Origin of the sequence: Parabacteroides sp. CH2-D42-20, from assembly GCF_003670185.1 — a bacterium.
GTDB lineage: Bacteria > Bacteroidota > Bacteroidia > Bacteroidales > Tannerellaceae > Parabacteroides > Parabacteroides distasonis.
Genome location: NZ_RAYG01000081.1, coordinates 1 through 1,301, shown reverse-complemented (window position 1 = coordinate 1,301; position 1,301 = coordinate 1). Strand labels below are relative to the sequence as shown.

Sequence of the window (1,301 nt, the reverse complement as noted above, 5' to 3'; positions counted from 1 at the left end):
CCTTGACAAGAATAAAATCATCGTCATATCCCACTGCGTAAACACTTGCTCCGGTTATTCCCGTATAAGGCGCATCAACATCGTTTTGTCGGTGATAACACACATCCATATCTTCTTTGGTATCTACCGCTATCAAATAATAGTTCCCAGTAAGATGCCGTTCATATACGAACCCGCAACTTTGCATTAGGGGCAGCAATAAAAAGAGTAATGATATAACTGTTTTCATACGCTCAATTATTATTAATGGTTAGCAGGGAACGGCTTGCCGTTACCCTGCTTCGTTAACATCATATTGTACGCATTATTCAGCTTCGTTTGGGTTACCGACCTGTCTTTTCTCTACGACCCGAACAAGCTGATATTTGTATATGCTACCGTCTGCTGGTGGATTTGCCAAAGTTGTCTTATTGACACGCAAATCGTATTCATAGCCTTTCTCATATTCGAAGCCCTGAATACCGCAGAATGCCAAAGGACGATATTCATCCTCTCCCTGCTCCTTGACGAGCATACATTCTATCGGAAATTCTCCTTCCGAATCAAATAAATCATACATAATTCCAGTTTCAGAAGAAACATACATCGTTACTTCTTTTGTGATGTCCTTTGGCTCATCTTCATTCATGCAAGCTGTCAGCCCCAATATGGTAACAAAGGCTATCAGCAGCGTTCTTAAATAAATTTTCGTTCTCATACTTATTAGTGTTATTGGCTGACAAGGAGCTGCGTTAGCAGCTAACTTGGCTTGTTACCAATATAATTTACAGGGAAACAGATAGCCATTTTTGCTTCCATGAAGAATATCTTTTCTTAGAATCTAAAAGCCATTTGCCTTTTTTAAATAAGAATATGTATTGCTTCTTTTCCTGCATAGGCACTTCTCTGTATGTGTGAACTACAATTCTGTCCTTTCCTTCTTCTACGATATCGGTTATTTCCTCTTCATTAATATCATATTCATAAGAACCTTCATTGCCATAAGATATAGTAGTAGGTCTGCTATTCTTGCGTTCACGAGAAGTGCAGTAGTTCAAAAAGATTTTTGACACCAATTCTTTTTGCTTGTTAAACTGTTCTTCAAATGAAAGTTCATTCTGCTTTGCAATATCATTACACATCACTTCCCACTCGTGCATATTCTGCATGAATTGAAGCAATAAATTCTGTATAGTTTCTTTTAGTTCTGTTTCCATATCTGTTCTATATTATTGGTAATGATGTTAATGGTTTGAAAAGGAACGGCGTAAGACGTTATCTTTTCTTGTTAATAATATATTTATAGCCTCTTGAAAGTTATA

General features: G+C 37.0%; 2 protein-coding genes and 1 pseudogene. All 3 read right to left on the bottom strand.

All coding sequences use genetic code 11. The features are described from left to right. A pseudogene (locus tag D7V92_RS21810) lies at window positions 1-229 on the bottom strand (DUF3997 domain-containing protein); the annotation flags it as partial. Window positions 230-304: 75 nt separating this feature from the next. After that, entirely contained in the window at window positions 305-697 is a 393-nt protein-coding gene (locus D7V92_RS21805) for a DUF4377 domain-containing protein (protein ID WP_068960247.1), read from the bottom strand. Between the two features lie 67 nt (window positions 698-764). Beyond that, entirely contained in the window at window positions 765-1,196 is a 432-nt protein-coding gene (locus D7V92_RS21800) for an NTF2 fold immunity protein (RefSeq protein WP_121737566.1), read from the bottom strand. Window positions 1,197-1,301 lie beyond the last annotated feature (105 nt).

Coding starts and splice junctions, on each gene's coding strand:
- D7V92_RS21800 (WP_121737566.1), bottom strand. CDS start 1,196: ATGGAAACAGAACTAAAAGAAACTATACAGAATTTATTGCTTCAATTC.
- D7V92_RS21805 (WP_068960247.1), bottom strand. CDS start 697: ATGAGAACGAAAATTTATTTAAGAACGCTGCTGATAGCCTTTGTTACC.